The organism is Streptomyces parvus (assembly GCF_032121415.1).
Taxonomy (GTDB): Bacteria; Actinomycetota; Actinomycetes; order Streptomycetales; family Streptomycetaceae; genus Streptomyces; species Streptomyces globisporus_A.
Window position 1 is genome coordinate 6665717 of sequence record NZ_CP135079.1, and the last position, 24696, is coordinate 6690412.

General features: G+C 72.0%; 21 protein-coding genes and 3 pseudogenes. 6 read left to right on the top strand and 18 right to left on the bottom strand.

Translation table 11 applies throughout. The annotated features are described in order from the left end of the window. Nucleotides 1-109 precede the first annotated feature (109 nt). Nucleotides 110-595, top strand: a pseudogene (locus RNL97_RS30885) (IS630 family transposase); the annotation flags it as partial. Between the two features lie 2 nt (nucleotides 596-597). Here RNL97_RS30885 and RNL97_RS30890 read toward each other — a convergent pair. Then, the gene (locus tag RNL97_RS30890) at nucleotides 598-1032 is read right to left on the bottom strand and encodes a MarR family winged helix-turn-helix transcriptional regulator (RefSeq protein ID WP_313751684.1); all 435 of its coding nucleotides are present in this window, start codon (nucleotides 1030-1032) and stop codon (nucleotides 598-600) included. A 27-nt stretch (nucleotides 1033-1059) separates the two neighbouring features. Here RNL97_RS30890 and RNL97_RS30895 point away from each other — a divergent pair. After that, nucleotides 1060-1916: pseudogene (locus tag RNL97_RS30895) on the top strand (alpha/beta hydrolase). A gap of 123 nt (nucleotides 1917-2039) precedes the next feature. On the opposite strand, the gene RNL97_RS30900 reads toward RNL97_RS30895, so the two are convergent. Then, entirely contained in the window at nucleotides 2040-3281 is a 1242-nt protein-coding gene (locus tag RNL97_RS30900; RefSeq protein WP_032765689.1) for an MFS transporter, read from the bottom strand. A gap of 68 nt (nucleotides 3282-3349) precedes the next feature. Between RNL97_RS30900 and RNL97_RS30905 the strand changes: the two genes are divergently transcribed. Both RNL97_RS30905 and RNL97_RS30910 read left to right on the top strand, forming a co-directional pair. Then, nucleotides 3350-4360 carry an AraC family transcriptional regulator gene (locus tag RNL97_RS30905; protein WP_243316025.1) on the top strand — a complete coding sequence of 337 codons (1011 nt, stop codon included), beginning with the start codon at nucleotides 3350-3352 and terminating at the stop codon, nucleotides 4358-4360. Nucleotides 4361-4781: 421 nt separating this feature from the next. Next, nucleotides 4782-4994, top strand: coding sequence for a hypothetical protein (locus tag RNL97_RS30910; protein WP_243316026.1), 213 nt, complete (start codon nucleotides 4782-4784; stop codon nucleotides 4992-4994). A gap of 26 nt (nucleotides 4995-5020) precedes the next feature. On the opposite strand, the gene RNL97_RS30915 is transcribed toward RNL97_RS30910, so the two are convergent. Next, on the bottom strand, nucleotides 5021-6307 hold the full coding sequence (locus tag RNL97_RS30915; protein WP_243316027.1) for a CynX/NimT family MFS transporter: 1287 nt from the start codon (nucleotides 6305-6307) through the stop codon (nucleotides 5021-5023). 55 nt (nucleotides 6308-6362) lie between these two features. On the opposite strand from RNL97_RS30915, the gene RNL97_RS30920 reads away from it, so the two are divergent. Further along, nucleotides 6363-7139: an AraC family transcriptional regulator gene (locus RNL97_RS30920; RefSeq protein ID WP_313751472.1), complete on the top strand. Its 777-nt coding sequence runs from the start codon at nucleotides 6363-6365 to the stop codon at nucleotides 7137-7139. A gap of 244 nt (nucleotides 7140-7383) precedes the next feature. Here RNL97_RS30920 and RNL97_RS30925 read toward each other — a convergent pair. Then, a pseudogene (locus tag RNL97_RS30925) lies at nucleotides 7384-8291 on the bottom strand (helix-turn-helix domain-containing protein). A 319-nt stretch (nucleotides 8292-8610) separates the two neighbouring features. On the opposite strand from RNL97_RS30925, the gene RNL97_RS30930 reads away from it, so the two are divergent. Then, nucleotides 8611-9765 (top strand): glycoside hydrolase family 43 protein, encoded by a 1155-nt coding sequence (locus RNL97_RS30930; RefSeq protein WP_313751473.1) that lies wholly within the window; start codon nucleotides 8611-8613, stop codon nucleotides 9763-9765. Nucleotides 9766-9935: 170 nt separating this feature from the next. On the opposite strand, the gene RNL97_RS30935 is transcribed toward RNL97_RS30930, so the two are convergent. From RNL97_RS30935 to RNL97_RS31000, 14 genes are all read right to left on the bottom strand, one after another. Beyond that, nucleotides 9936-10979, bottom strand: a complete 1044-nt coding sequence (locus RNL97_RS30935; protein ID WP_313751474.1) for an amidohydrolase family protein — start codon at nucleotides 10977-10979, stop codon at nucleotides 9936-9938. 125 nt (nucleotides 10980-11104) lie between these two features. Next, complete coding sequence (locus tag RNL97_RS30940; RefSeq protein ID WP_030584323.1) at nucleotides 11105-11632, bottom strand: GbsR/MarR family transcriptional regulator; 528 nt, start codon at nucleotides 11630-11632, stop codon at nucleotides 11105-11107. A gap of 14 nt (nucleotides 11633-11646) precedes the next feature. Beyond that, the gene (locus RNL97_RS30945; RefSeq protein WP_030584321.1) at nucleotides 11647-12486 is read right to left on the bottom strand and encodes an alpha/beta fold hydrolase; all 840 of its coding nucleotides are present in this window, start codon (nucleotides 12484-12486) and stop codon (nucleotides 11647-11649) included. Then, nucleotides 12483-12614 carry a hypothetical protein gene (locus RNL97_RS30950; protein WP_267882058.1) on the bottom strand — a complete coding sequence of 44 codons (132 nt, stop codon included), beginning with the start codon at nucleotides 12612-12614 and terminating at the stop codon, nucleotides 12483-12485. The genes RNL97_RS30945 and RNL97_RS30950 overlap by 4 nt, the downstream gene beginning before the upstream one ends. A gap of 89 nt (nucleotides 12615-12703) precedes the next feature. Beyond that, nucleotides 12704-13588 carry an enoyl-CoA hydratase/isomerase family protein gene (locus RNL97_RS30955; protein ID WP_030584319.1) on the bottom strand — a complete coding sequence of 295 codons (885 nt, stop codon included), beginning with the start codon at nucleotides 13586-13588 and terminating at the stop codon, nucleotides 12704-12706. Then, nucleotides 13585-15252 (bottom strand): ATP-dependent acyl-CoA ligase, encoded by a 1668-nt coding sequence (locus RNL97_RS30960; protein WP_313751477.1) that lies wholly within the window; start codon nucleotides 15250-15252, stop codon nucleotides 13585-13587. Before RNL97_RS30960 ends, RNL97_RS30955 begins: the two co-directional genes overlap by 4 nt. Beyond that, nucleotides 15249-16958, bottom strand: coding sequence for a CocE/NonD family hydrolase (locus tag RNL97_RS30965; RefSeq protein WP_030584313.1), 1710 nt, complete (start codon nucleotides 16956-16958; stop codon nucleotides 15249-15251). The genes RNL97_RS30960 and RNL97_RS30965 overlap by 4 nt, the downstream gene beginning before the upstream one ends. Next, complete coding sequence (locus RNL97_RS30970) at nucleotides 16958-17773, bottom strand: SDR family oxidoreductase (RefSeq protein ID WP_313751478.1); 816 nt, start codon at nucleotides 17771-17773, stop codon at nucleotides 16958-16960. Before RNL97_RS30970 ends, RNL97_RS30965 begins: the two co-directional genes overlap by 1 nt. Further along, complete coding sequence (locus tag RNL97_RS30975; protein WP_313751479.1) at nucleotides 17770-19332, bottom strand: SDR family NAD(P)-dependent oxidoreductase; 1563 nt, start codon at nucleotides 19330-19332, stop codon at nucleotides 17770-17772. Before RNL97_RS30975 ends, RNL97_RS30970 begins: the two co-directional genes overlap by 4 nt. Beyond that, entirely contained in the window at nucleotides 19329-20609 is a 1281-nt protein-coding gene (locus RNL97_RS30980) for a beta-ketoacyl synthase (protein ID WP_030584305.1), read from the bottom strand. The genes RNL97_RS30975 and RNL97_RS30980 overlap by 4 nt, the downstream gene beginning before the upstream one ends. Next, the gene (locus tag RNL97_RS30985; RefSeq protein ID WP_243316037.1) at nucleotides 20599-21987 is read right to left on the bottom strand and encodes a beta-ketoacyl synthase N-terminal-like domain-containing protein; all 1389 of its coding nucleotides are present in this window, start codon (nucleotides 21985-21987) and stop codon (nucleotides 20599-20601) included. Before RNL97_RS30985 ends, RNL97_RS30980 begins: the two co-directional genes overlap by 11 nt. Beyond that, nucleotides 21984-22808 carry an SDR family NAD(P)-dependent oxidoreductase gene (locus RNL97_RS30990; RefSeq protein WP_030584299.1) on the bottom strand — a complete coding sequence of 275 codons (825 nt, stop codon included), beginning with the start codon at nucleotides 22806-22808 and terminating at the stop codon, nucleotides 21984-21986. The genes RNL97_RS30985 and RNL97_RS30990 overlap by 4 nt, the downstream gene beginning before the upstream one ends. Next, nucleotides 22805-23710 carry an SDR family NAD(P)-dependent oxidoreductase gene (locus RNL97_RS30995; protein ID WP_243316038.1) on the bottom strand — a complete coding sequence of 302 codons (906 nt, stop codon included), beginning with the start codon at nucleotides 23708-23710 and terminating at the stop codon, nucleotides 22805-22807. The genes RNL97_RS30990 and RNL97_RS30995 overlap by 4 nt, the downstream gene beginning before the upstream one ends. After that, nucleotides 23703-24671 carry a ketoacyl-ACP synthase III gene (locus tag RNL97_RS31000; RefSeq protein WP_030584293.1) on the bottom strand — a complete coding sequence of 323 codons (969 nt, stop codon included), beginning with the start codon at nucleotides 24669-24671 and terminating at the stop codon, nucleotides 23703-23705. The genes RNL97_RS30995 and RNL97_RS31000 overlap by 8 nt, the downstream gene beginning before the upstream one ends. Nucleotides 24672-24696 lie beyond the last annotated feature (25 nt).

Genomic DNA, 24696 nt, shown 5'->3' on the forward strand with positions numbered 1-24696 from the left:
CCCCGCCGCCGCGCCGGCAGCAACCAGGGCTGTGACCGCAAAGGTTCGCCGGGTTGGTGGTTCGAGCGATCGGATGGTCGTGACGTCTGTTCCGACCGCTGGAGGTGTGGTGGCTGAGCCTGTCCCGGGGCGCGGATGGTCCGATCAGGAGGGGCAGCGGATCGTGCACCGGGGCAGCACGAGTTCGGTGCTGTACCGGCGGGCTCGTTGAACCGGTGGATCACGTCGCGGACAGATCGGCCTGGCCTGGCTGAACCCTCGGTGGGCGGGAGGCCGCCCCCGCCTTCTCAGTCCTGACGACGAGGACTTCGGCTTCCAGACGGCCGCCACCCGCCCGACCGGGCTCGGACAGCCCTTCACTCGCTGGTCGATCCGCAAACTCCCCGCCCACCTGCGGAAGGTGCACCGCCGTGTGATCCGGATCGGCCGCGAGGCGTTACGGTGCCCGCCCCCCCCGGTTGCGGCGTCACCTTCCAGCGCACCAGGACCTGGAAGGAGTCGCCCCCACGGGGTGCGGTACTTCCACGGCTGCTACTCCGTCGGCGACGACCGGCTGTGGGGCGTCGACCGCCGCAAGAAGAGCACCGGACAGACGAATCACTCGTGCATGCGGCCTGACGCGGGCGAGGCGAGCATTGCTTTGAGGATGCGTTGCAGCTCAACGCGGTCCTGGGGGGTGACCCTCGCCAGCCTGCGGTCGTACTCCGCCGCGAGGGCTGCAAGTGCCCGATCGCGTGCTCGCGTGCCCTCAGCGGTCAGTACGAGCCGGTGACGCCGCAAGTCCGCCTCGTCGATCTCGCGGCGGATAAAGCCCTTGGCGACGAGGTTGCGAACGTAGACCGTCACGCTCGCCTTGGGCAGCAGCAGCGCAGTCGCGATCTCGGCAGGGTAAGTCGATGCCTCTACCTCGGCCAGGACGAAAAACTCCTTCGTCTCCAACCCGAGCTCCGCCAGCTCGCCCGTGCAGGCATCCATCACGACGCCCAGCAGTCGCTGGTTCAGCGTCCACAGCTGCGCCCCGTCGACTGACATGCGGGCCTCCCACGAAGGAAGCCAGTCATGCTCCAGCACCTCACGATCCCGCGCGGTCCCATCAACCTCGCCGCGGACCTCCACCTGCCCGACAACGCCGACAGCAGCGCACCGCTGCGCGCCGTGGTGCTCTCCACTCCGGGCAGCAGCGTGAAGGAGCAGATCGGCGCCAACTACGCCTCCCGTCTCGCCGCCCGCGGCATCGCGGCGCTCGTCTTCGACCCCGCCCATCAGGGCCAGAGCGAAGGCGAGCCCCGCGACCTCGAAGACCCCTATCGCCGTGGTGAGGACATCTCCTACGCCATCGACGTGCTCACCACGACCCCCGGCATCGACCCGCAGCGCATCGGTGTCCTCGGTATCTGCGCCGGTGGAGGCTACGCCGTTCACACCGCCCGCACGGACCACCGCATCAAAGCGGTCGGCACGGTCGTCCCGGTCGACTCGCGGACTCACGTACTGAAGAGGCCCGCTCCGGCGAGATGATCCGCGTGAACTGGCTGCCCGACACCCTTGAGGACGCCGAGGCAGCGGGCCTGACCGACATCGACACCAGTCAGGCCGTCACCTACTACCGCACCGACCGCGGCGGCAACGAACACTCCACGAACCGGCGCCTCTTGCGCAGCGACCCCCTCCTGCTCGGCTATGACGCGTTCCACCTGGCCGATCAGCTCGTGACCCAACCGCTGCAGGTCATCCTCGCCGGACGCATCGGCAACACAGGCTCCTACGACACCGGCACGCAGCTGTGGAAGCTGGCCCCCAACCCCGTCGACCTCATGGTGATCGACGGCGCCGGCCACTACGAGATGTACGACGAACCCGAATACGTCGACGCCGCCATCGAACGACTCACCAGCTTCTATGTGAACAACCTGTAAGGCATCCGAACCGGCGAACCTGTGCGGTCAGCACGAGAGGTCGAGGACCGCTCGGAGTGCCTGGCTCACTCGATCCAAGGTCGCCGGATCGACGGAGCCAGGCAGTCTCGCCTCCTCGAAGCATCAGTTCGTTGCGAGCTGTCGGGGCGCTTTGACCCACAGCACGATCAGCAACGCGGAGGCGAGCAAGACGACGCCAGAGATGGTGAATACGGTGACGGCGCCGCCGATACCGAACATCACACCGCCCGCGGCGGCCCCGCCGGCGATAGCGGACTGCACGCCCACCACCACGAGCCCGCCCGCACTCTCTGCCTGGTCCGGCACCATGCGAGTCGCCCAGTTCGACCACGCCACCGATACGCCACCAAAGGCCAGACCCCAGAGGACCACCAGGGCTACGTACCCAATTTTCCCAGCGGGAAGCAGCGCCAAGCCCAGTGCCGCAACACCCATCAGCGCCGGCGTCACTGCCAATGTCAGGCGCAGGCTGATCTCCAAAAGCCATCCGGACACCAGCGTGCCCACGAAGTTCGCCAGTCCGAAGACGAACAACAGCAGCGCCAACTCATCGACGTCCACTTTCACCACGTTTTCCAGAGCGGGCCGGATGTAGGTGAACAGCGCGTAGTGCCCAATGTGAACCAGCAGCATTCCTGCAATGCCCACCCCGAAGCCCGGACGTTGCAGCACCTTCCACAACGTGCCCAACCGTGCCGTGCCATGGGGCGCCATCCGGGGCAGCGTGAACAGCTGGAACACCAACGTCACCACCCCGAGTGCGGCCGCCGCGAGGAAGGTGCTGCGCCAACCGGACAGCTCGCCGAGGTAGCTGCCGAGCGGCACCGCCACGATGGTCGCCACCGCAATGCCACTGAAGATGATCGCTATCGCGCGCGGAACCAAAGCCGCAGGCACCAGGCGCATTGCCACTGCCGCCGCCATGCTCCAGAAGCCGCCGAGTGCGACACCCAGCAGGAGCCGCATCAGCAACAGCACCTCCATGTTGGGGGCTACGGCGACCAGCAGATTGGATACGATCATCAGGACGGTGAAGCCCAGCAACACGACCCTCCGGTCGATCTTCCGGGTCAGGCTCGCAGTCAACAACCCGGAAACCATCGCCGCGACCGCCGTGACAGTCACCGCCTGCCCCGCCACCGCCTCCGATATCCCCAGGTCGGCGGCCATCGGAGTCAACAGGCTGGTCGGCAGATACTCCGCCGTCAGCAACCCGAACACACCCATCGCCAGCGAGAACACCGCCGCCCAGGACGATGAGGTCGGTGCGGGCGGTACCCGTTCCGCATCGGCCGCTTCGTCAGGGTGGGAATCGGGCAAGGTGCTGCGTACATCGCTGCTCAACTTTTTTACTTCCCTGAAGTCTCGTGAGAGGTTTAAGTCAAGCCTGCACCCGAACTTCAGGATGAGCTATGACAGAAAGTCTGCAATATTTGACCGAGACTCCGGGTGGGGGCGTTCCCGGGCAGTTCGCCCTGTCGTCTGACCTCATCAGTGAACTGTTGACCAGCATGCGGCTGCGCGGTGTTCGGTACCGTCGTGTCCAGGTCGGCCCGCAGTTCGGCCTCAATTTCGATGCCGAGCCCGGACGTGCCTACTTCCACTTCCTCGCCGTCGGCTCGGCCGTCCTGCGCACCGAGGACGGAACTGTCCACGAGTTGTCGGCCGGCAACGCCGTATTCATGCCCCATGGCAAGTCCCACCAGTTGGTTTCCGGTCCGGACGTACCGGTCCAGGGCATAGACAGTTTCGACGCGGTCACCCTCGGCAACGCGGTGTGTGACGTGGATGCCTGCCCGGGCGCTGACCCGACTCCCAGCGCGATCTTCTTCACCGGCTTCATGGAGTTCGACCTCGGGGGAATGGAGGGCCTCAGCCAGCTGATGCCCGATGTCATGCTGGTCGATGCCGAGGGGCAGCGTTACCCCGGGCTCATGCCGATCCTCACGTCCATGAGGCGCGAAGTCTGCTCCGGACGCGTGGGCTTCGCCGGCATCCTTGCCCGGCTGGCCGAAGTTGCGGCGGCCATGATCGTGCGGGGCTGGATCGAATGCGGCTGCGACAGTACCTCTGGCCTGGTGGCCGCATTGCGCGATCCTCGCCTGGCTTGCGCCCTCCTGGCCCTGCACCGGCAGCCTGGGCATCACTGGACCGTGGCCGAGCTGGCAGCGGAATCCCATGTCTCCCGGTCCGTCTTCGCAGACCGATTCCAGACCACGATCGGCATGCCGCCCCTCCGCTATGCCACAGAGCTGCGGATGCTCCTTGCCGGCCAGTGGCTGGCCCAGGACACGATGCCGATCCACTCCGTGGCCCAACGTCTCGGCTACAGCTCTCAGGCTGCTTTCAGCCGCGCCTTCAAACGCGTCACCGGCCGGCCGCCCGGCGCCAGCAGAGACATCACACGTTCAAAGGCGGTCTGACCTCTCGGGCCGGTCTGGCGCCTCGGGCTGGGGGGCAGGCCCCCCGGCACAGGCATGCTCGCCGCGGGGCTCGCACCGAGGATGGCGTCGTGTCGGAAAGCACCGACAACGCGGAACCGCCCGCCGGTACAGCACCGAACTCGTGCTGCCCCGGCTGACGATCCGCTGCAGCTGCTGCCCCTCCTGACCGGACAGGCTTGGCCACCGCACGTCCAGCGGCCGGATCGGACATCACCGCACATCCAACCGCCACGACGGCCAGCCTGGCGAACGTCCCCCCTCAGAGGACTATTTGTCGCGCATGGCTTCGATCTCGGTAGCCAGCGGCCACGTCGCGGGCCGACTGTCTGGGGAAGTGTCAGTCATCCCCCTGGAGGACTCACTGCACCGGCAAGCGCACGGACCCCAACCCGGTGGACCTGTGAGGTCAGAGCACTGGCTGCGTATCGAGCCCTGGGAGGTGCGCCTCTACCCCGCATTCCCGCTGGACTCGTCCACCTCGCGCGGCGGCCGGCCCGTGTTCTGGGTCGGTCCCCGGCACCGGCCCGCACCTCAGCCCCGTGACGTGCCCGGCGAGGCGGTGGTCCAGCTCCTCGTGGCGCTCGACACGAGCGACCAGCCCAAGGTGCGTTGATCACGAGTGTTGTTGACACTGGTCCTTCAGGAAGGCGCCAGGACATGGCGGTCGCGGCTCGCGCCGAAGGCCGCGACGGTCTGCGCGACGAGCACGGCGAGCAGCATGGCGACCGGCAGCGACCATCCCCCGCTCGCGGAGTGCAGCAGGCCGAGACCGAGCGGGCCGAGGCAGGCGATCAGGTAGCCGGTCCCCTGGGCCATCGTCGAGAGCCGGCCGGTGTGGTGTGCGTCGGGTGAGCGGGCGACGATGTAGCCGAGGGCGAGACCCATGGCGAGGCCCTGGCCCAGGCCGAGGGCGGTCATCCAGAGGTAGGCGCCCGACACGGGGGACGTGAGCAGGCCGATGAAGCCGGTCGCGCACAGCAGGGCGGCCGCCAGGGGCGTGACGAAGGCCGGGCTCAGACGCTGTTGCAGCCAGGGTGCCGCGAAGGAGGCGGCCATGCCGGGGAGGCTGGAGAAAGAGAGCATCCATCCGGCCTGACTGCCGCTCATACCGTGGTCCTGCAGAAGCGTCGGGAGCCAGGAGAGGATCGCGTAGTAGCCGAGGGACTGCAGACCCATGTACAGGGTCACCGCCCAGGCGGTCCGGTCGCGCCACAGTGCCCTGAGCGGGGGTGCGGCGGTGTCGGGACCCCCTTGCTTCTCCAGCTCTTGTCGCTGGCGCTCCGGCGGACGCCGGTCCGGCACGAGGAGTTCGGGAAGCCAGGCGAGGGCGGCGACGAAGGACGGGATCGCCCACAGCGCGAGCACGTGCCGCCAGCCCCAGCCGGTGGCCGACTCCAGCGGGACGACCACGCCCGCGGCGAGCGCGGCTCCGCCGGACAGAGCCAGGGAGTAGCAGGCGAGCATCAGTCCGGGGCGGCCGGCGAAGTCGTGCTTGATGAGCTGCGGCATGAGGACGTTGCCGACCGCGATCGCCGCACCGGCGATCAGGGTGCCGCCGAACAGGGCGAGCACTCCCGGGACCGAGCGCAGCACAATGCCGCCGGTCAGTGCGAGCAGCGCGTACCACAACAAGTGGTGGGGTCCGAAGCGGCGGGTGAGCCGGGGCGCGAGGAACGCGAACGCCCCGAAGCAGACGACCGGCACCGTCGAGAGGGCCCCGCCGCCGAACGATGAGAGGTGCTCGTCGTGCTCGACCTCCGTGAGTACGGGGGAGAGGGACGCGACGGCGATGCGCAGGTTCAGCGCGGCCAGACCGAACGCGAAAGCGGCTTGTACGGTGCGCGCCCCGGACGGTCCGGGGAGGGACGGCTGCCGGGACGCCGGCAGGCGGGCTGCTGGGGCCTGATGGGCCACTGGGCTGTTCATGCCCTCCACTCTCGGGCGGAGCCAGGGCGGCGGGCTACCGATAGGATGCCAATCTATGAGGGAAACCCGCCATCTTGATCTCGGGGAACGCGGCCGCATCGTCCTGGCGCACGGACAGCGGTTGCCCACCCACGCCCACGAGCGCGGTCACCTGGTCTATTCGGCCACCGGTGTGCTGTCCGTGACCACCGGCAGGGGTACGTGGATCGCCCCGCCGACCCGGGTGGCGTGGACTCCCGCGACCTTCGAGCACCACCACACCGCGCACGGCAGCGCGGACATGCGGATTCTGTTCCTCTCCGACGCACTGGCCGCCAGGCTGCCGGCGCATCCCGCCGTGCTCACCGTCTCCGGGCTCGCCCGCGAAGCTCTGCTCGCCCTCACGGCCGAGGACGCCGACACCGGTGGACGGGCGCCGGAGGCGGCCGCCCGCTTGCACGCGGTCGTCGTCGACGAGCTCACAGCGGCGCCCGAGCAGCCGCTGCATCTGCCCGAGCCGGCCGACGACCGGCTCCGGGCGCTGACCGGCATCCTCTACGCCGACCCTGCCAATCAGCAGACTCTCGCCCAGCTCGGCGCGCGCGTCGGGGCGAGCGAGCGTACGCTGAGCCGGCTCTTCGGGCAGGAACTCCGGATGAGCTTTCATCAGTGGCGCACTCAGCTACGCGTCCACCACGCGCTCACCCGTCTCGCCGCAGGCGCGGCCGTCACCGACACGGCTCTCGCCTGCGGCTGGGTCAATCCGACGAGCTTCATCGAGGCTTTCGCCGCTCTCGTCGGCGAGACCCCCGGCCGCTACCGCAACCGTCAACTCCCCACCGCGCGCGGCTAGGAGTTCTCCTGCGGGAGCCAGGACGTGGTCGGGCCGCACCCGGGGCCGGCCGGAGCCGATGCGGGACATCCGATACGCGCGTTCGTCCCGGCCGGTGTCAGCGTCGAGCGAGTCGGCGCAGGGCGCCGAGGGCGGGTACCGGTTGCCGCCGGTCCGGCCAGCGGGGAACCCCCCCGTGGTGCGCCGGAGCGTGCGGCGCCACCGTCGCAGCAGCACGTCCCGCTTGACGCCGATCCGAGTCGGCTCAAGTCTGGTCCGCGTTACGCAGGGCCCGCGCCAGCCATTCCAGCTCCTCGGTCGCGTCGGGCGACGCATCCTGCCCGCGCACACGGGCGACGAGCCTTCGGTAGTGCTCCGCTCCTGCCTCGATCCCGGCCTCCAGACTGCGCAGGACGGCGGCCCGATCGGCGTCACCGAACAGCTCGGACAGCACCTCGGCCGCTGCCGGCCCCTCGGGACTGACCCCGCCTCTTCTGACCTCCGCGACGGTCTGCACGATCTGCCTGGCCCACCAGATGGACGCGCCGGGGGGCGGCCCTGCCCCGGCAGCGGCGTGTTGAACTCCATCCATGTGCGCAACCGGGCGCGGAAACCGGGGTCCCGCACCAACTCGGCCAGTTCGATCCAGGCATCGACCTGCTCAGGTGTGGGCTCGTCGGGCAATTCGACGCTGAAGGTACGCAGGCGATCGCGCAGACGTCGGTCGTCGAGACCGCCGAACACCTCCTCCTTGAACTCGTCGATGATCTGTTTGCGCTCGGCGGCGGAAAGCCGCGCCAACCGGTTCATCAGTGCTGTCTCCTCAACGGTCGAACCGCGTTTCGCCACGGTGGACAGGACGGCCCGGCTCACCTTGAGTGAGCGGATCTGCGCGTCGAGCGCGACCACATGCGCGTCAGCGACCTCGGCGACCGTGGTGCGGCCGCTCAGAACCCGGCACACGTCGTCGAGCCCGATGCCCAGCTCGCGCAGGGTGCGGACCAGCTCGACGCGAGCCACGGACTCGGCGTCGTACAGCCGGTAGCCGCCTGCGGAGCGGGCTACCGGCGGCACCGCCCCCTCGTCCGACCAGAAGCGCAGGGTGCGCACCGACAGTCCTGTGCGGTGCGCGAGCCGGCCGATGGTGAGCACGTCGGGGTGTTTGTCGTCCATGAGGAAGATCCTGAACCCTCCGGCGACCGGAGACTCAAGCGCCTCGGTGCGACCGCCCGTGAGTCCTCCACAGCTCCGCCGACTTCCCTGACCACCGTCAGCGCCGACAGCATGCGCCTCCGCGCCTTCGGCAGGACTGCTCACCGAGCACCCGGCCACCGTCCGGTCCGGCGCCGTGCCGGGCGGCTCGCGGGCGGCAGGCCTGCATAACGTGGATGCGCGCGTACATCACCAACGCCGCTCTGTCTCTTGACAGCGCCGTCCCCCGACGGAACCGTTGAGAGCGCTCTCATCCACATCGTGTACACGAGGAGAACTGATGCGCTCTTCCCGTTGGCTCGCCGGTGCCGTTCCGCTGGGGCTCGTGGGCCTCCTCGCTCTGGGGGAGGCCGCCGGCGCCGCCCAGCCGGACGACCGGCCCACCGCCTGGCGCGCCCAGGAGGCGGACAGGGGCGTGGCGGAACCGACGGCAGCGACCCCGGCGGATCAGCCTTCCGCGCTGGGCCGCTCCCTGGTGGGCGGGGCCGACCCGACCGTGATCAAGGTGGGCGACCTGTATGTCTCGGCCAAGGCCGTGGACGGCGGGATCGCGGTGCGAACCGCCACCACCCCGGAGGCCGTGGCCACCGCTCCCAAGCACCAGGTGTGGCGCGACAGCGCCGGTCTGGGCGAGGTGTGGGCGCCGGAGATCGTGCACCACGACGGCCAGTACCGCATCTACTTCGCCGCGGGCCGCGGCGCGGCCCACCGTATGTACCACATCGGCTCCGCCAACCCGACCTCCGGCTACTCCGCGGCCGTCAAGGTGTCCCTGCCCGGCGACAAGTGGGCCATCGACGGGGCGCCGTTCACCTACAAGGGGCAGCGCTGGTTCGTATGGTCGGGCTGGTCCGGCGACACCAACGTCGAGCAGAACCTCTACATCGCCCGGATGAGCAGCCCCACCGCGGCCACCGGCGGCCGGTACGTCATCTCGCAGCCGCGCGAGCCGTGGGAGCGGGTCGTGGGCAACCCGTACATCAACGAGGCGCCCCAGCCGGTCGTCGACCCTTCCGGGCGGCTGCACGTCGTCTACTCCGCGAACGGCAGTTGGAGCGACAAGTACTGCATCGCCGACCTGCGGCTGCGGGCCGACGGCAACCCCACCCACGTGTGGGACTGGTACAAGAGCAACGGCTGCCTCTTCGGCTCGCACGCGCCGTCCATGATGTCCGGCTGGACCCCGACCGTGAACGTCAACGGCCCCGGCCACCACTCGTTCATCCTGCCCCGCGGCGACGTCAACGCCGCTCCGCCGTCCGGCAACCGCTTCCCCACCTTCTACCACGCGGTCGCCAAGGGCACCCCGTACTCCTGGTCCAACCGCCACTGGTACTCCGGCACGGCGGTCTGGTGGAACAACACCACCTACCGGCGCGCCAACGTTCCCGGGAGCACGACCGACGTGGGCTACAGCCTGAAGTTCTTCGAGTAGGGAGAACCTCCCCGAGGGCCACAGTGCGGCGTAAAACGCGTCCTCGGTATACGACGGGTCCTTCACAGCGACTACCGCGTGCGTCCGACGGGGCGGCGGCGATCGGCCGTTCGGCGGGTCGCCCGCCGCGGGCGGCCGCTTTGAACCCTTCGGACGATCCCCGGCGCGGCTCAGCCCCCGTGAACCCCGGCCGAGCGGGCGACCAGTGCCTCCGCGTTGCCGGAGAGCCAGGCGGTGACGACGTCGTCGGGCAGCGGCAGCTCGGCCAGCTCGTTCGCCAGCGGCCCGGTCGGCCCCGGATTGACCCAGGTGGAGGTGCCGAACATGACCCGGTCGCGGGCCAGGCCCCGGGCGTGGTGCAGCAGCGGCTCCCAGCCCGAGCCGGGTTTGTCCATGTGGCGGGGCCGGTGCGAGGAGAACTCCAGGCGGACCCCCGGGTGCCGGGCGGCCGTCAACAGCATCTCCCGTACATCGGGCCACCCCGCGTGCCCGGCCACCAGCAGCAGCTCGCGGTGGCGTGCCGCCAGCGTCTCGACCGTACGCCAGCTGCCCAGGCCGCTGGGCCGGCTCCGGGCGAAGTGGTGGCCGGTGTGGAGCCAGACCGGCAACCGGGCGGAGGCCGCCGCGTCCCAGACCGGGGCGAACCGCGGGTCCGCCGGGTCGGTGCCGTCCAGGAAGGGGATCACGCACAGGCCGGACGCCCCCGCCGCCAGCGAACCCTCCACCTCGCGCAGTGCGGCGGCCGGGTCGCGGAGGGAGATCCCGGCCCAGACGTGGATGCGGTCCCGGGCCTCCCGGGCGGTCTCCAGCAGCCACCCGTTGACGGTGCGGCCGTCCGGCAGCCGCTCCGCCGAGCCCATGGCGAACTCCGCCGTCACACCCTGGCGCCGCCGGTCCGCGAGATGCGCGGCCAGGTCGAACGCCGGCCGGCCGGGCGGCAGCAGCACGTCCACCGCGTCCTGCCACCGGACGGCCAGCGCCTCGCGGTACGCGGCGTGCGAGGCCCCGAAGTACCGGCAGAAGGAGGCCGCGAAGACGTCCAGGTACTCGGGGGCGTTCTCGCCCAGCCGGTTCAGGTACGCCCGCCAGCCCGCGTCGTCGTACACCAGCGAGCAGGCGTCCACGACCTTGCGGCGGGCCGGGGCCGCAGGGTCCGCCACGGCGGTGGCCGCCGCTGTTCCGTTGTGCGGCGCCAGGCCGTACGACACGTTCACGATCACTCCGTCGGGGTCGGAAGCCGGAAGTCGGGATTCGAAAGGCCGGGATGGGGAGAACCGGATTCGGCAGCAGGGAGCCGAAGGGGGAGTCGGAGGAAGGGTGCGGCGGACCGGGGAGAGAGTCAGGAGGCGGCGTCCCGGCGGGCCTCCCAGTCGGCCACCAGCTTCTCGGTCTGCTCCACGTACCCGTTGAACAGCCCGGCCAGCGACGCCAGCCGGCCCCGCGCCTCGCCACGCGCCACCGGGATGCCCGAGTTGAGCGTCTCGGTGAACTTGCGCATATGGGCGTTGTTCACCAGCAGCAAGTGCTGGAGGTCGCCCACGGCCTCGTAGTCGATCCGTCTGCTGCCGGGGCGGGTGGAGCGCCGCACCAGCGTCCATGCCTCCAACTGGCGGGCGGCGACGCTCAGTCCGCTCTTCGCCTGGCCGAGTTCGCGGGTCATGGTGTCGAGGTCCACCGGCTTGTTGCGCAGCAGGAGGTAGCCGAAGAGGCGGCCGGTGGCCTGCGGCAGGCCCCACCGCTCCAGCAGCGAACCCATCTCGCTGATGAAGGACGCCTCTGCGGCGCTGAACTCCCCGGAACCGGTGGAGGGGAGGGGGCCCGGGCCGGGCGTGGAGTCGTCGTCGTTCATGGTCTCGTCGGCAGTCATGGTCTCGTCGGGTCTCAGGCCTTCAGGAAGGCGACGGTCAGCCGGTTGACCTCGTCGGGTCGGTCCAGATTGGCGACGTGTCCGGCACCGGGGATCACATGGAACTCGCTGTGGGGATCACGTTCGCTCCACCGCTCCATCGCCGAGCGGATGTTACCCGTGCCGTCGTGTTCGCCGCAGATCAGGAGCTCGGGCTTCTCCACACGGTAGGCGGGCGACGGGTCGATCGCCCGGGTCATGCCGTCCCAGGTGGTGAGGAAGGCGCGCCGTCCGTTGGCCGCGAAGGTCTCGCGCAGGTACTCGCGGGCCCCGGTGTCCTCGGCCGACGCCAGGGCCATCGACCGGATGAGCCGACGGTAGGGGACCAGCCGCATGAGGGCGCGCGAGAGGGCCAGGCTGCGCCGTTCGCGCCGGGTGATGGGCAGGGTGCTGGACGTGGAGCCGATCACCACGAGCGCGGTGACCTCGTCGGGCCGGCGGCGCAGGTACTCCTGGGAGATGTTGCCGCCCATCGACTGGCCCAGCAGCACCAGCGGCCGGGCCATTCCGGCCGCGTCCAGCAGCGCCGCCAGGTCGTCCGCCGCGTAGAACGTACGGAATCGGCCGGTGCCGGAGGCGGACGCGCCGTGGTAGCGCACGTCCCAGCGCAGGGTGCGGAAGCCGGCCTCGACCAGGGCCGGGATCTGCGGATCGAACATGCGATGGTCGGCGCCCGCGCCATGGGTGAGCGCGATGCCCGGACGGTCCGGCGCGCCGGCCGTCCAGTAGTGCAGCCGGGCGCCGGAGACCTCGGTGCTGTGCGCCGTCTCCACCACCCGGGACCCGGCGACGGTACGGCTGCGGGGGCCGGTCATCCTACGGGCTCCTCGTCGCGGCCGGTGGCGTACGGGGAGGGGGACGGCGAGGCGTACGAGGATGAGGGCAGAGGCGGGGGAGGGGGCGGCGAGGCCGCCGGGCGGGGGTGCGGCAGTGCTGCGTTCATCAGAATCAGAATACTCTCTCCGTCGCGGCCGCAAAGGCGGACGGCTCCGCCGGGTCGGCCGACGGCCGGGCGGAGCCGTCCGCCGTCCCTCAGTCGCCGGTGAAACGCGGCGGGCGCTTTCCCGCGAACGCGGCCATTCCCTCACGGGCGTCGGCCACCGTGGCGTGCGTCTTCAGGTGGTACGCGTCCTGGAGCCGTAGCCCGTACTCGGCCGGCTGCCCCCAGCTCCGCTCCCGCAGCTCCTTGAACAGGCCCACCGAGGCGGTCGGCAGCGCGGCGAACCGACTTGCCAGCTCCGCCAGTTCGCGGTCGAAATCCTCCGGTGCGCAGAGCCGGTCGAACAGGCCCAGCCGCACCGCCTCGTCCCCCGACACCATCCGCCCGGTGAGATAGATCTCCGTCGCCCGCGCCGGACCGGTCAGCCGGGACATCAGCACCACGTTCCCCACGTGGCCGACCCCCGCCAGGCAACTGCCGATCGAGGCACGGGTGTCCGCCAGCCGGAAGTCGGCGGCGCACGCGATCTCCGCCCCGGCGCCCGCCGCCGCTCCGGTCAGCCCCGCGATCACCGGCTTCGGCAGGTGCAGGATCGCCTCGCAGACCCGGAGGTAGTGCGCGTCCGACGTGATCGGGTCGAAGGGGGTGTCCACCCGGTCGCCCAGCCGCCACCGCCGTACGCTCTCGACATCGTCGCCCGCGCAGAACGCCCCGCCGCTCCCGGTGATCACGACCGTACGCACGCGGCGGTCCTCGCCCGCGCACATCAGGCCGAGCAGCAGATGGCGGGAGAGGGCCAGATCGAGGCTGTTGCGGCGGCGCGGCCGGTCCAGCGTCAGCGTGGCGACCCCGGCCTCCAGGGAGGCCCGCAGCGGTACGTCCTCCTTGCTGTCCACGCGGTCCGCGAAGTCCGTGAACGACTCGGTCGCCGCCCCCGTCCACTCGCCCGCGAACTCCTGGTCCGCTTCCTGGCTCATACGATCCTCTCCCTGCGTACGCGGATGCCCGCCGCCTCGCGGTCCCAGGTCCCCGCCGCCACACCATCGGCGCGCAGCGTGTGCTTGGTCGGCTTGCCGGTCGGGGTCTTGGGCAGTTCGGGCAGCACCCGGATGTACCGCGGCAGCATGAAGTGGGCCAGCCGCTCCCGGAGGAACTCCAGCAGCGCCGCCGGGTCGACCGGGTCGGCCGGGTCGCGGCCCGCCACCACCAGCAGCACCTCGTCCTCGCCCTCGTCGCCGGGGACCGCGACCGCCGCCGCCTCCAGTACGCCCGGGTGGGCCACGGCCTGGGCCTCCACCTCGAAGGACGAGATGTTCTCGCCGCGCCGGCGGATGGCGTCCTTCTTGCGGTCGACGAAGACCAGCCCGCCGTCCGGAGCGCGCCGGAACGCGTCCCCGGTGTGGAACCAGCCGTTGCGCCAGGCGGCGGCCGTCTCGGCGGGACGGCCGAGATAGCCGGTGAGGAAGGACCACGGCCGGTCGGCCCGCAGCACCAGTTCGCCCGCCTCGCCCACCGGAACCTCCCGGTCGTGGTCGTCGACGACGCGGGCCGTGATGCCGGGCCGGGGCTGCCCGCAGTGCATCGCAACGCCCGGATGGTGGTCCGGTGCGGAGAGCACCGGGCACGCGACCTCGGTCATGTTGAACAGCGCGCGGACCTGGACGCCGAACCGCTTGGAGAACTCCGTCGCCCCTTCGGTGAACGGGATGACGTAGGCCGCGCGCAACGGATGCCCGGTGTCCTGCGGGAGCGGTGGCTGCTTGAGGAGATAGGTCGCCATCACACCGAGCAGCGTGCACAGCGTCGTCCCCGTACGGCGGATCAGCGGCCAGAACTCGCTGGTGGTGAAGGCGGGGACGACCGTCACCGATCCGCCGTGCACCAGCATTCCGTACGCGCCGATCGTGCCGCCCGCGTGGAACAAGGGCAGTTGGAGCAGATACCGGTCGTCCGGACCGGCCATGCCGTGGAAGGCGGCGGTGCAACTGGAGTACAGGTGCGCGTAGGAGGAGACCACCCCCTTCGACGGGCCGGTCGTGCCAGAGGTGTAGATCACCGTCTGCGGGTCCCACGGTTGCGGTGCGGGCACCGGCTCGGCGAACTCCGCCCGGTCCGAACGCAGTCCGGTCTCCACCCGGTAGCGTCCGGCGAGCCGGCCGGCGAGGGCCGCCACCTCCTCCGGCGCGTCCTCGGGACCCGGCAGCAGCACCACCGTGCGCACCGCCCCGACCCGCTCGCCCCCCTCCTCCAGCCGGACCGCCAGCGACGGCCGGCAGACCAGCACCTCGGCCCCGCTGTCGGCGATCACCTGGCGCAGGATCGCGCCCCGGTAGGCGATGTTCAGCGGTACCAGCACCGCGCCCGCCAGGTTGACCCCGTACCAGACGCGCAGCGCGTCCGGTCCGTTGGGCAGCCAGCTCAGCACCAGCTCGCCAGGGGTGACGCCCAGCGCCTGGAGGGCGGCGGCCGACTCCTCGGTCTCCCGGAGCATCCGGGCGTAACTCCAGGTGTCGCCGTCCGGCATCAGCGCGTACGGAGCGGACGGCGTGGCACCGGCACGGCGGCGCAGCAGCGGACCCAGGACGCACTGCTCGGCGGTGGGCACGGCGGCGGAGGCCGGGTGGAGTATGTCCTCGCTCACGCGGTCCCCCCGGCCCTCGGCGCGGGCAGTACGCACAGCCGCAGCACGCTCTGGTACGGGCCGCCGTACCAGACGGTCTGCCGCGCGGGCCGGCAGTGCTCCGCCTCGCCCACCGGGCCCGGGACGTTCGGATGCCGGTCCAGGTGGGGGAAGTTGCTGCTGGTCACGTGGACGCGCAGCCGGTGTCCGGGGGCGAAGCGCCACGCGGTGTCCCCGAGCAGCAGATCTGCGTCGTACGGCTCGTCCGGCGGTACGCCGTCCTCGGTTGCGAGCCGGAGGCTTGCCTCGGCCACCAGCAGCGAACGCCCGTCCGGGTGGACGTCGGTGAGCTTGGCGACGACCGCGGTGGCGGGTGCGTCCGAGCCGAAGCGGAGACGCAGCCGCTGTCGGCCGACGACGTCCAGCGGTTCGGCGAGCGGCTCGGAGGTGTAGAGGAGCACGTCCGGCCTGGCCTCCAGGTGGGCCTGGTTGAGCGGGCCCGCCGCGAGCCGGCCGAGCTGGAGCACCCGCCCGCCGTGCGAAGGAACCGGGTTCTCCGGGTCGTAGGTGAACGCGTCCTGTCCGAAACCCTCCTGCGGAGGTTCCGGCAGCAGCCTGCCGTCCTCCTCACCGCCCTCCGGACCCGCCAGGTACCAGGGGCTGTCCACGGCCCCGGGCGGCGGCCAGCTCTCGGCGCGGTGCCAGGCGTCGTCGCCGAAGAGGAAGTACCGGACGTCACCGCCCTCCGCCGCCCCGGCTCCTTCCCCGGACGGACGCAGATGGCGGTCGAAGAAGTCCAGGTGCAGATCGGCCAGCCGCGCGCCCTGCGCCGAGCCGTACAGTCCCGTGTTCACCTCGCCCTGCACCTGCGGCAGTTGGCCGGAGTGGACCCAGGGGCCGACGACCAGCTCGTGCCGTCCGGCCACCGGATCCTGGGCGCGCATCGCCCGGTGCAGCTCGATCGTGCCGTGGGAGAACACGTCGTACCAGCCGCCCACCGAGAACGTGGGGACACCGACCTCGGCGAGGCGGTAGTCGGCCACCGTCGCCACCTTCCCCGCGAAGATGTCCCGCAGCCGGCCGGGAAAACCCTCGAAGTCGAGGATCGCCGACAACGGCCAGCGGCGCAGCGGCACATCGGGTCTGGTGAGCAACTGCACGACCTCGGCGACGACCGCGCTGTCCACCGGATCGCCCGCCGCCGCCCTGCGCTGCACCCACTCCAGCGCCGTCAGACCGAGCCAGCTCGTGAGGTGGTCCAGCCGCAGCGAGCCGCCCAACTGCTCGGCGTCGAAAGGCGCGGAGGTGGACATCGTCGGCGCGATGGCCCGCAGGTGCGGCGGCTTCTCCATCGCGGCCAGCCACTGCACGATCGCCTGGTACGAGGTGCCCGCCATGGCCACGTTCCCGTCGCACCACGGCTGTCCGGCGGTCCACTCGACGGTGTCGTATCCGTCCGGGCCCTCCTGCGACCAGTCCAGCGGGGCCCACTCGCCCTCCGAGCCGAACCGGCCACGGGTGTCCTGCACGACCGCCGCGTACCCCCGGTCCACGCACTGCGCCGGGGTCAACGTGGCGAGGCCCAGCGGGGACTTGCCGTACGGCGTGCGGAACAGGACGGCGGGCGAGGGCGGCCCGTCGGCGGGCCGCCACACATCGGCGCGCAGCACCGTTCCGTCGCGCATCTCCACCGGCACGTCGTGCTCGACGAGAGTGGTCCTGCCCATCAGCGGTTCTCCTCAGCAGCCCGTCCGGCGCCCTCGGCGCGGGAGCGGTTCAGATGGCGGGTCATGGCGTCCCCGGCGGCCGCCCGGCTCGCCGAGGGCTCGACGCGGATCAGGGGGCCGACGCTCATCCGGGCCGGCCGGTCCAGCAGCCAGGCGACGGTGTCCGCGATGTCCTCCGCGTCCAGCACCTCCTCCTCGGGGACCCCGAGGTCGGCGGGGCGGGCCGCGAGCCGCGTGGAAACCCAGCCCGGGGCGACGGTGACCGCGCGGATGCCCCAGTCGCGGTTCTCCTCGTGGATCAGCTCGGTGAGCCGGTGCACCGCGTGCTTGCTGACGCCGTAACCGCCGCTGCCCGGCACCACCTCCGAGCCCACGCCTGAGCCGATGTTCACGACCCAGCCGCCGCCGCGCTCGCGCATCCCGGGCAGCACCTCGCGGGCCAGCAGGAACGGCACCGTGAGATTCACCCGCAGCTGCCGCTCCCAGTGCTTCTCCTCCGTCTCGTGGACGGCGGCCAGCCGGATCGCGCCCGCGCTGCACACCAGCAGCCCCACCTGCCCCAGCGCGGCGGCGGTCAGGGCGACCGCGTCGGCGGGGGCACCCGGCTCGGCCAGGTCCAGGGCGAGCGGCAGGGCGGTGCCCCCGGCCGCGCGGATCGACTCCGCGACGTCCTCCAGCTCGGCCTCACGCCGCCCGACCAGCGCCACGGCGCTCCCGCGCGCGGCCAGCCGGCGGGCGACGGCTGCTCCGATACCGGAGGACGCCCCGGCGACCAGGGCGACCGGAGGCGCACCCGTCCCTCCTGCGGCGCTCACCGGCCCTCCACCCGAGCCGTCTCCGGTCCCGCAGGCTCCGGCTCGGGATAGCCGGGCCGCAGCGGGGCCACGTCCCCGAGGCCGAAGCCGCCGTCCGCGCGCAGCACCGCACCGGTCACCCGGGCGGCAGACCCGCTCAGCAGATGGCCGAGGACGGCGGCCACCTCGCGCGGTTCGCCGACCCGCCCGGCCGGAATCCGGCTGATCCAGCCGCGCCGGTGCTCGGGCCCCGCCGCGCCACCCATCGGCGTCTCGATGATGCCGGGAGCCACGCAGTTGGCGCGGATGCCGTGGCGGGCCACGGTGACCGCGAGACAGCGGATGTACTGCGCCATCGCCGCCTTGCTCGCCCCGTAGTATTCCAGCCCGGCGACGGGACTGAGCGTGGAGCTGACCGAGGAGACCCCGACCACCGCCCCGGGCACGTTCTCGTCCCGCCAGCGGGCCGCCAGGTACTCGGTGACCGCGACGAAGCTGTGCAGGTTCACCGCGAACGTCCGGGCGGCGGAGGCGGGGTCGCCGCCGACCGCGCTGAAGCCGAGGTGCCCGGCCGCGTACAGCAGCGAGGTCACCCCGCCCGCCGTCTTCCAGGCGCGTTCGCCGAGCGACGCCGCGTCCTCGGGGTCGGAGAGGTCGCAGCGCAGGGTCCACGCCCGTTGGCCCGCCGCCTCGATCTCGGCGGCCACCTCCTCCAGCGCCCCGGTCCGGCGCGCGGCCAGCACCACGTCCGCGCCGCGCCCCGCCAGATGCAGGGCGGCGGCCCTCCCGATACCGCTACTGGCGCCCGCCACCAGAACCGTGTGGCCCACCAGGTCCGGGCCGGTGACCGGTTCCGGGGCCGGCTGCTCTGCCGGGGCGCTCCGGGGCGCCGGGACGGCGGCCGGCGGCCCCGCGGGCAGCGAGGGGATCTGGCCGAGACCCGCGCCCCCGTCGACCGGCAGGGTCTCCCCGACCAGGTACGAGCAACCCTCGGAGACCAGGAAGCCCACGGTGGCCGCCACATCCGCCGCCGTGGTGGCCCGGCGCTGCACGAGATAGCGCAGCAGCCCTGCCTCGGCCACGGGCGACAGGAGATGGCCCAGGCCGGGGGAGTAGCCGGTGACCACGGTGTTGCCGACGACCCCGCGCCCGGCGACCTCGGTGACCAGGTGCTGCCACCAGGCCCGGTCGGCGGCGAGCCGGGCGTGCCGCTCGGGGTCGGTCCCGGCGTGCGTCTCGCCCGTCGCGTCGGTCACCAGGACCAGACGGCCCCGGCCCGCCGCCGCCATCGCCAGGGCGGCGGCCCGGACGCGCTCGCGGTCCAGGCCCGGCGAGCGCTCCGCGCCGTACGCCTCCTCGCCCAACAGCAGCGCGCAGTAGGCGGCGGCGTCGCCGGCACATGGGGCCTCGGCTGTTTCCGGCGCCAGGCCGAGGGCGGTGAGCGCGTCGGCGAGGGCCTCGGCCGATGCGCCCGGGGCCCCGGCCGCGTCGACGACCACCCGGGTGCCGACCGGCGACCGCAGCGGGTCCCCCGCCACGGCAGCCACGGGCCGTGCAGCCGTGTTGTGTACATGGGTCATGGCAAGTCGCCGCCTTCGTATTCGATGACCATGCTGGTGGCGTCGCCGCCGGCCCCGGAGGCGAGCACCAGCGCGCTGTCGCCCCCGGTCGCCAGGCCGCCCGCGAGCACCGGTTCGCCCGGCAGACCCGCGTACGGCTTCAGGGTGTTGGCGCTCGGAGCGATCCGGCCGTGGCGCAGCATCAGGAGACTGCCGAGGAGCTTGACCAGACCGCCCGTCCCGGCGACATGCCCGAAGACCGCCTCCTGGTTGGTCAGCAGCAGCTCGCCGCCGTACCCGGCCGCCTCGCGCACCCCGGCCAGCGCCTGGCACAAGTGGTCCTCGACGAACCGGTTGCCGTCCGCGTAATCGTTGACGAACGCGAGATCGCCCGGCCCGCGCCCGGCCGACGCCAGCGTCGCCAGCACATCCCCCACCACGTTGGCGGGCGGCCCGGTCGCGACGGTGGAGGGGCCGTTGGAGCGGGAGGTGCGCAGATGGGCCCGGTGCAACAGCCCCGGACGGTCCCCGGTGGTCGCCGGGTTCTCCAGGACGACGGCGAGCGCGCCCTCCCCGGTGGCGTTGCCGGTCTGGACCTCGTCGTGCGGCCGGACGTCGGAAGGGTCGTCGGAGAGTGAGGAGGCGCGGTAGCCACTGCGCCCGGTGTGGCTGGTGCCGGCGACGAACACCGGGTCCACGGTGGTGTCCACGCCGACGACGACCGCCCGGTCGATGTCCCCGCACCGGAACATCTGCTGGACCAGGTGGAGCGTCCGCAGCGCCACGTTGCAGGAGCCCGCCACGCTCAGGGTCTGGCACGGCAGCCGGAGCCCGGAGGCGACGGTGCCGATCACGCTGGGCGGGGTTCCGTTGAGCCAGTACTCCATGCCGAGCGCGGCGACGCCCTCGGCATGGGCCAGCCGGTAGTAGCGCTCGGTCTCCGGGAAGGCGAACTGGAGCGAGCAGGCGACCAGCGCGGTGCGCTCGGGATCCAGATCGGCGGCGGTGAGCCCGGCCTGTTCCAGGGCGCGGTGCACCGCCCCCGTCGCCAGCAGCCCGGCGCGTGAGGAGCGGCGGATCTGCCGCTCCGACAGCGGGAGCTCCCGCTCAGGGTCCCAGCCCTCGACCGTTCCGGCGATCCGCAGGGGGAGTTCGGGATGGCTGTACGGGGAGAGGCAGCTCACCCCGTCGCGCACCACGCGCCAGAAGGTGTCCAGGTCGGTGCAGGCGCGGCCGTCCGGCCCCGGAAGCACGAACCCGGCGCCGGAGAGCCGCAGCAGCGGCAGCTCAGCAGGCATCGCCACCTCCCAGCAGCAGCGCGCTGTTGACCCCGCCCACCTGGTAGTTGAAGCTCAGCGCCCGGTCGAACCCGAGGGCGCGCGTCTCCGTCCCGGGCACCGGGTCGAACGAGCAGACCGGCGACGGCGTCGTGCAGTTGGCGGTGGGGCAGACCTCGCCCTCGCGCATCATCATCAGCGTCAGCGCCGTACCCAGGTTGCCGAGCGGCGCGCCGCTGTGCCCGAAACACGCCTCCTGTGAACTGACCATCAGCTGGCCGGACTTCTCGCCCCACAGCGAGCGCACGGCGTTGGACTCGATGCGGGTGAACAGTGCGTCGCCCTCGCCGCCCCCGTTGACGTAGGGGATGCGTTCCAGCGAGGTGTGGTCGCCCAGCGCGCGGCGGGCCGCCTCGGCCAGCCCCGTACCGCCGGTGTCGATGGCGACCGCGCTGCTCAGCCCGGAGCGGGTGGTGGCCTGGCCGAGGACCGCACCGTGGGCGCGGGCGCCGCGCGCGGCGGCGTGCTCACGGCTCTCCAGGACCAGGGTCACCGAGCCGTCGCCGTAGTTCATGCAGTCGCCCGCCGCGTCGTACGGGCGCATCGGCCGGTCGTGGCGGGGCGCGGCCGGCGGGTCGTCGTTGTGCCGCACGGTGACGGTCTCCCGCTCGACGACCTCCCGCAACCGGTGGCCGTGCAGCACCCGTTCGGTGTCGAAGCGGTCAACCCCGGTGACGACCACGAGGTCGCTCTGGCCGGAGGCGATCATCATCCGGGCGATGCCGAGCAGTACCGAGGAGGAGGCGCAACCGCAGCTCACCGTGTAGTTGGCGCCGGTCGACCCGAGCAACGCCGCCTGGACCGGGCCGACATCGCTCGACGTGCCGGCCACCAGCAGCCGCACGAAGAGGGACTTGGCGTCCTTCGGGCTGATCGTCGCCGGATCCGCGTCGTGCCAGGCGCGGTAGCTGTCGTAGTTGCTGTCCACCCCCGCACGGGCGGTCAGCACGTCCGCGCTCCGCAACGCGCCCGCCGCGTGGTCGAGTCCGGCGTCCCGGCACGCCTCGACCAGGGAGACCAGGCCGTAGAGGTGGACGTCGGCATAGCTGCGCAGATAGCGGGACGGGATGTCGGGCAGCAGTTCCGCGAACGCCTCCCGGGCCCCGCGCACGGTGCCGTGGTGGAAACCCTCGCGTTCGACATGGCTGGTGCCGGTGGACGCGGTCGCCCAGACCTGCGCGGCCGTGCGGACCGGCTCGTCGCCCGCGCCGGGCAGGCAGAAGCCCATCCCGGTGACGAGCGCGTCCCGGGGCCCGGGGGCCCAGGGGCGGGCCGCCGGGGCGAGCAGCCGCTCGGGGGCCGGCGCCCCCTGCCGCTCCTGGCCGTACTCCTCGCTCACAGAGCCCCCGCGTCCACGTTGACGGCCTGGCCGGTCATCCCGCCGGAGAGATCGGAGAGCAGGAACAGCACCTGGGCCGCGATCTCCTCGGGGCGCACCAGACGGCGCAGGATGGTGCTGTTCACCGCCCGCTTGAGGTACCGATCCCAGGTCAGGTCCGGCGGGCCGTGGTGCTTGGCGATGGCCGCCATGAACGGGTCGCCGTAGCGTTCACCGTCGGTGGCGGCCGGGCTGTCGGTCAGCCCGGGGCAGACCGCGTTGACCCGTACGCCGAAGGCGCCCAGCTCGGAGGCGAGCGCCTGTGTCATGCCGTTGAGACCGAACTTCGAGGCGCAGTAGGAGGTGTTGGCGGGCAGGCCGCGCTTCCCGGCGATGGAGGAGACCATCACGATGTTGCCCTCGCGGCGCTCCATCATCCCCGGCACGATCGCCCGCGCGACGCGGAAGGCGCCGAGCAGGTTGATGTCGAGGGTGGCCATCCACTGGTCCTCGTCCTGGTCGCACAGGAACGCCTGGTCGCGCGCCGCGCCCGCGCAGTGCACCAGCCGGTCGATCGGGCCGAGACGCTCCTCGGCCTCCCGGACGGCGGCACGCACGCTGGCGGCGTCGGTGAGGTCTCCGGGGACCGCCACCGCCCGCCCTCCGTCGGCCTCGATCCGCTCGGCGAGCAGCCGCAGCTCCTTCTCGCTGCGGGCCATGAGCGCCACGCGGGAGCCGTGAGCGGCGAGCATCGTCGCCAGGACGGCGCCGATGCCGCTGCTGGCACCGGTCAGGAAAGTGGTCCTGCCTTCGAGCAGGGTGGGTGCGAAGCCGCTGGTCATGCTGTGTTCTCCGCTTTCTCGGGGAGGTCCGCCGTCGCGGCCGTCGTACGTTTCTCGGGGGCGCGGCCGACCGGGGGCAGGATGCGGGCGGGCAGCCCGCCCCCGTCCACCTCCAGCACCGTGCCGGTCACCGAGGGGTTGTCGGCGGCGAAGGCGACCGCCTCCGCCACGTCCCTCTCGTCGCACCAGCGCCGCAGCGGCACATGGCGCCGCAGGTCGGCCATGTAGGCGGCGTGCCGCTCGCTCGCCGCCGAACGGCGGCGCAGCGCCTCGCCGTCGACGACGCCCGGGGCCACCGCGCTGACCCGGATGCCGTACTCGCCCAGTTCGGTCGCCCAGGTGCGGGTCAGCGCCTCGACCCCGGACTTGGCCGCGCAGTACGCGGACTGCCCGTACGCGCCCCTGCGGACGGTGGAGGAGATGTTGACGATCGCGCCGGGAGTGCCGGCGGCCAGCATCGCCTGCGCGGCGTGCCGGCCGACCAGGAAGGTGCCGGTGAGCAGCGAGGTCACCACCCGTTCGAAGTCCTCCAGCGGGTGCGGGGAGAGCTCCGGCGGCCCGTCGGCCCGCTCCCTGACGCTCACCAGACGGCGGGAGAAGTTGTTGCCCGCGTTGTTGACGCAGAGGCCGAGCGGCCGGTCCTCCTCGGCCAGCCGTTCGAAGAGTCCGGCCACCGACCCCTCGTCGGTGACGTCCGCCCGTACGGCGTGCAGGGCGATCCCGTCGTCCGCCGCCGCCTTCACGGCGGCGTCCAGACGATCCGGGTCGCGTCCACAGATCACGGTGTGCCAGCCCACGGAGGCGAGATGGCGGGCGATGGCCGAACCGAGGCCCCTGCTGCCCCCGGTGACCAGGGCCGTACCCCGAACACGGTCGGCGCGTATGAGAGACCGATCAGACACGGAAGAGCAGCCCTCCGTAGTACCAGCCGGAGCCCACCGTGGGCGTGTAGCAGAGGTCGCCCGGCTTCAGCCGGCCGTCGAGCGCCATTTCGGAGAGCACGATGGGCACCGAGGCGCTGCCGGTGTTCGCCCGCGTCTCGTAGTTGGTGACGAAGCGCGCCTCCGGGATGGAGAGGCGTTCCCGTACGGCGGTGTGCAGTTGGCCCGTGCCCGGGTGGGGCACCACCCAGTCGATCTCGTCCATCTTGGTGCCCGAACGGGCCAGCATCCGGGTAGCCAGGTCGGCGTGCGAGTCGGCCGCGATGGAGACCAGCTCCCGGCTGCTTTTGATCCACCCGTTGGGCGGGTACACCGTCACCGTCTCCCGGCCGGAACCGTCGCTGATCAGCAGCGAGTCCCACAGCCCCGCGTCCGGCTCCGCGCCACGCGAGAGCACGGCCGCCCCGGCCGCGTCGCCCACGATCAGCTCGCCCTTGCTGCCGGGCCGTACCCGGCGTGAGAATCGCTCGCTGGAGACCACGAGCGCGTGCCGCCAGTCGGCGTGCGTGCCGAAGTACGCCGCAGCCGTCTGGACCCCGTGCACGAACCCCGTACAGGCGCCGCACACGTCGAAGGCCAACGCCCGCTCCGCGCCCAGCAGATGGGCGGTGTGCGGACCCCACTCGGGGACGAAGTGACGGTCGGTCCAGTTGCTGAAGACCACCAGGTCGATCTCGCCTGGCGTGACGCCCGCCTGCTCCAGTGCCGCGTGGGCGGCGCGCACTCCCATGTACGCGGGGGTCTCCTCCTCGTCCGCGACATGGCGGCTGCGGACGTCCAGCCGTCCGATGACCGCCTCGTCCACCGCGTTGCCGGCGGGGTCCCCGGCGCTCTCGTTCTCGACCAGGAGGCGTGGGTAGTAGTGCCCGAACCCGGACAGGCGAAGTCCGCTCTCGCGCCACAGGGAGGTCTCGTTGTGCATCTCTCGTCTTCCCGTACTGTGCGGT